The sequence below is a fragment of the Clostridium putrefaciens genome, assembly GCF_900461105.1.
In the GTDB taxonomy this organism is placed as follows: domain Bacteria; phylum Bacillota; class Clostridia; order Clostridiales; family Clostridiaceae; genus Clostridium_L; species Clostridium_L putrefaciens.
In genome coordinates, this window is record NZ_UFWZ01000004.1 from 1 (window position 1) to 4120 (window position 4120).

The 4120-nt window shown below is 30.1% G+C and carries 1 protein-coding gene and 3 pseudogenes; 2 read left to right on the plus strand and 2 right to left on the minus strand.

All coding sequences use genetic code 11. From position 1 onward, the window contains the following. Together def (DY168_RS14465) and priA (DY168_RS14470) are read right to left on the minus strand one after the other, a co-directional pair. Window positions 1–373: peptide deformylase (gene def / locus DY168_RS14465; protein WP_115642524.1), on the minus strand; the 373-nt coding region annotated here is incomplete at its 3' end. Window positions 374–416: 43 nt separating this feature from the next. Beyond that, a pseudogene (gene priA / locus DY168_RS14470) lies at window positions 417–2035 on the minus strand (primosomal protein N'); the annotation flags it as partial. Between the two features lie 53 nt (window positions 2036–2088). On the opposite strand from priA (DY168_RS14470), the pseudogene priA (DY168_RS14475) reads away from it, so the two are divergent. Together priA (DY168_RS14475) and def (DY168_RS14480) are read left to right on the plus strand one after the other, a co-directional pair. After that, a pseudogene (priA, locus tag DY168_RS14475) lies at window positions 2089–3710 on the plus strand (primosomal protein N'); the annotation flags it as partial. Between the two features lie 49 nt (window positions 3711–3759). Further along, window positions 3760–4120, plus strand: a pseudogene (gene def / locus DY168_RS14480) (peptide deformylase); the annotation flags it as partial.

Consider the following 4120-nt stretch of genomic DNA (forward strand, 5'->3'; position numbering starts at 1 on the left):
CAAATAAATCTTCTGCTTCAAAATTAATTTTTTTTCCTTCTTCATTTAGAGCGCTTACCTTTATACGCTTTGGTCTTTCAACGTCACCTTGCTCCTCTGGCAAACTTAAGCAACCCTCTGTATCTACATATAATCCTTCTTTTGAAATTATTTCAGGATTGATTAATGCTATAGGACCGTCTCCAATATCCACTACTACAACTCTTTTTAATATCCCAACCTGTGGAGCCGCAAGACCTACACCATCTTCATAATACATAGTTTGAAACATGTCTTTAATTAAAACCTTTATTCTATCGTTAACCACCTCTACAGGTTTGCTTTTTTTTCTTAGGATTGGATCTTTATAAGTTCTAATATTTCTTAATGCCATAAAAATTCTTCCTTTCTATATTAAAATAATAATCTAAATTATATTATATTAGACTACTAGGGTTAATATCAATACTTAATCTTATATCTTTATAATAACTTTTAGTACTGACATATAAAAAGTCTTTTATTTCCTTTGCTAATTGGTCATTTATTTCACCTTTTATTATTATTTGCCATCTATATAATTCTTTAATCTTGCTTATCATACAAGGACAAGGTCCTAGTATTACTATTTTATCATTATATTGTAGCTTATTCTTTAAATTAATGCTAATATCTTGTATACATTTATTAATAATTCTTCATTTTTAGAGCTCATATTTATAAGCAAGATTTCTGAAAAAGGTGGGTAATTCATACTCTTTCTAATAGATAACTCTTCTTTATAAAAACTACTATAATTATATTCCTTTGCAGCTTTTATACTATAACTATCAGGTATGTAGGTTTGAACTACTACATCCCCTATGGTTTTACCTCTTCCAGCTCTACCAGAAACTTGTGTTATAAGTTGAAATGTTCTTTCAGATGCCCTATAATCAGGTAAATTTAAGGATAGATCTGCTGCCAAAACACCTACAAGAGAAACATTTGGAAAATCTAATCCTTTAGCAACCATTTGAGTACCAATTAAAATATCTGCTTCACCCTTTTTAAAGGAGTTATATATCTTCTCATACGAATCCTTCCTTCTTGTGGTATCTAAATCCATCCGTAAAATCTTAGCATCTTTAAAGTATTTTTTCACTTCTGTTTCTACTTTTTCAGTACCTACACCAAAATACTTTACATATTTGCTATTACAAACAGGGCAAATGTTGGTAGCCCTAGATCTTTTTCCACAATAATGACAGGATAAATAGTTGCCTGAAAAATGGTAAGTCATTGATATATCACATTTATCACATTTGAATACGTATCCGCATTTTCTGCAAGATACAAAAGTAGAGAACCCTCTTCTATTTAAAAACAAAATTATTTGTTCTTTTTTTTCTAAGGCATCTTTCATTTTACTATATAATAAACTACTAAAAATAGATCTGTTATCATTTTCCAGTTCTTCTCTCATGTCAATAACTTGTATTACTGGCATAAATGCATCATCTATTCTCTTTCCATATTTAGTAATTCTATTTCTCTAGTTTCAGCTTTGTAATAGGATTCTATACTTGGTGTTGCAGTTCCTAAAATTACCCTACACCCTTCTAGTTTACTCCTATATTTAGCAATTTCTCTAGCATCATATTTAGGGTTACTATCAGACTTATAACTAGCCTCATGCTCTTCATCAATTATTATAATACCTAAATCCTTAAAAGGCAAAAATACAGCAGATCTTGCTCCTACAGCTAATTTAGCTTTTCCTTCTTTAACTCTAAACCATTCATCAAATCTTTCTCCATCAGAAAGTTTACTATGAAATACAGCAACATCTTTACCAAATCTTCCTTTAAATCTTTCTATCATCTGTGGAGTTAGTGCCAATTTCCGGTACCAAGACTATGGAAGACTTACCTTCTCTTATGCAATCTTCTACCAAGTTCATATACACTTCAGTCTTACCACTTCCAGTTACCCCATGAATAAGAAATATCTTTTTATCTGAATTTAAAATTTTATCAATAACATATCTTTGTTCTGCATTAGGTGTCCTTTTTTCAATAATTTCAAATCCTAACAATACAAAGGTATTGTTTAGGAATCTGAACATTATATGAAAAAAGGACACCTAATGCAGAACAAAGATATGTTATTGATAAAATTTTAAATTCAGATAAAAAGATATTTCTTATTCATGGGGTAACTGGAAGTGGTAAGACTGAAGTGTATATGAACTTGGTAGAAGATTGCATAAGAGAAGGTAAGTCTTCCATAGTCTTGGTACCGGAAATTGCACTAACTCCACAGATGATAGAAAGATTTAAAGGAAGATTTGGTAAAGATGTTGCTGTATTTCATAGTAAACTTTCTGATGGAGAAAGATTTGATGAATGGTTTAGAGTTAAAGAAGGAAAAGCTAAATTAGCTGTAGGAGCAAGATCTGCTGTATTTTTGCCTTTTAAGGATTTAGGTATTATAATAATTGATGAAGAGCATGAGGCTAGTTATAAGTCTGATAGTAACCCTAAATATGATGCTAGAGAAATTGCTAAATATAGGAGTAAACTAGAAGGGTGTAGGGTAATTTTAGGAACTGCAACACCAAGTATAGAATCCTATTACAAAGCTGAAACTAGAGAAATAGAATTACTAAATATGGAAAAGAGAATAGATGATGCATTTATGCCAGTAATACAAGTTATTGACATGAGAGAAGAACTGGAAAATGATAACAGATCTATTTTTAGTAGTTTATTATATAGTAAAATGAAAGATGCCTTAGAAAAAAAAGAACAAATAATTTTGTTTTTAAATAGAAGAGGGTTCTCTACTTTTGTATCTTGCAGAAAATGCGGATACGTATTCAAATGTGATAAATGTGATATATCAATGACTTACCATTTTTCAGGCAACTATTTATCCTGTCATTATTGTGGAAAAAGATCTAGGGCTACCAACATTTGCCCTGTTTGTAATAGCAAATATGTAAAGTATTTTGGTGTAGGTACTGAAAAAGTAGAAACAGAAGTGAAAAAATACTTTAAAGATGCTAAGATTTTACGGATGGATTTAGATACCACAAGAAGGAAGGATTCGTATGAGAAGATATATAACTCCTTTAAAAAGGGTGAAGCAGATATTTTAATTGGTACTCAAATGGTTGCTAAAGGATTAGATTTTCCAAATGTTTCTCTTGTAGGTGTTTTGGCAGCAGATCTATCCTTAAATTTACCTGATTATAGGGCATCTGAAAGAACATTTCAACTTATAACACAAGTTTCTGGTAGAGCTGGAAGAGGTAAAACCATAGGGGATGTAGTAGTTCAAACCTACATACCTGATAGTTATAGTATAAAAGCTGCAAAGGAATATAATTATAGTAGTTTTTATAAAGAAGAGTTATCTATTAGAAAGAGTATGAATTACCCACCTTTTTCAGAAATCTTGCTTATAAATATGAGCTCTAAAAATGAAGAATTATTAATAAATGTATACAAGATATTAGCATTAATTTAAAGAATAAGCTACAATATAATGATAAAATAGTAATACTAGGACCTTGTCCTTGTATGATAAGCAAGATTAAAGAATTATATAGATGGCAAATAATAATAAAAGGTGAAATAAATGACCAATTAGCAAAGGAAATAAAAGACTTTTTATATGTCAGTACTAAAAGTTATTATAAAGATATAAGATTAAGTATTGATATTAACCCTAGTAGTCTAATATAATATAATTTAGATTATTATTTTAATATAGAAAGGAAGAATTTTTTATGGCATTAAGAATATTAGAACTTATAAAGATCCAATCCTAAGAAAAAAAAGCAAACCTGTAGAGGTGGTTAACGATAGAATAAAGGTTTTAATTAAGACATGTTTCAAACTATGTATTATGAAGATGGTGTAGGTCTTGCGGCTCCACAGGTTGGGATATTAAAAAGAGTTGTAGTAGTGGATATTGGAGACGGTCCTATAGCATTAATCAATCCTGAAATAATTTCAAAAGAAGGATTATATGTAGATACAGAGGGTTGCTTAAGTTTGCCAGAGGAGCAAGGTGACGTTGAAAGACCAAAGCGTATAAAGGTAAGCGCTCTAAATGAAGAAGGAAAAAAAATTAATTTTGAAGCAGAAGATTT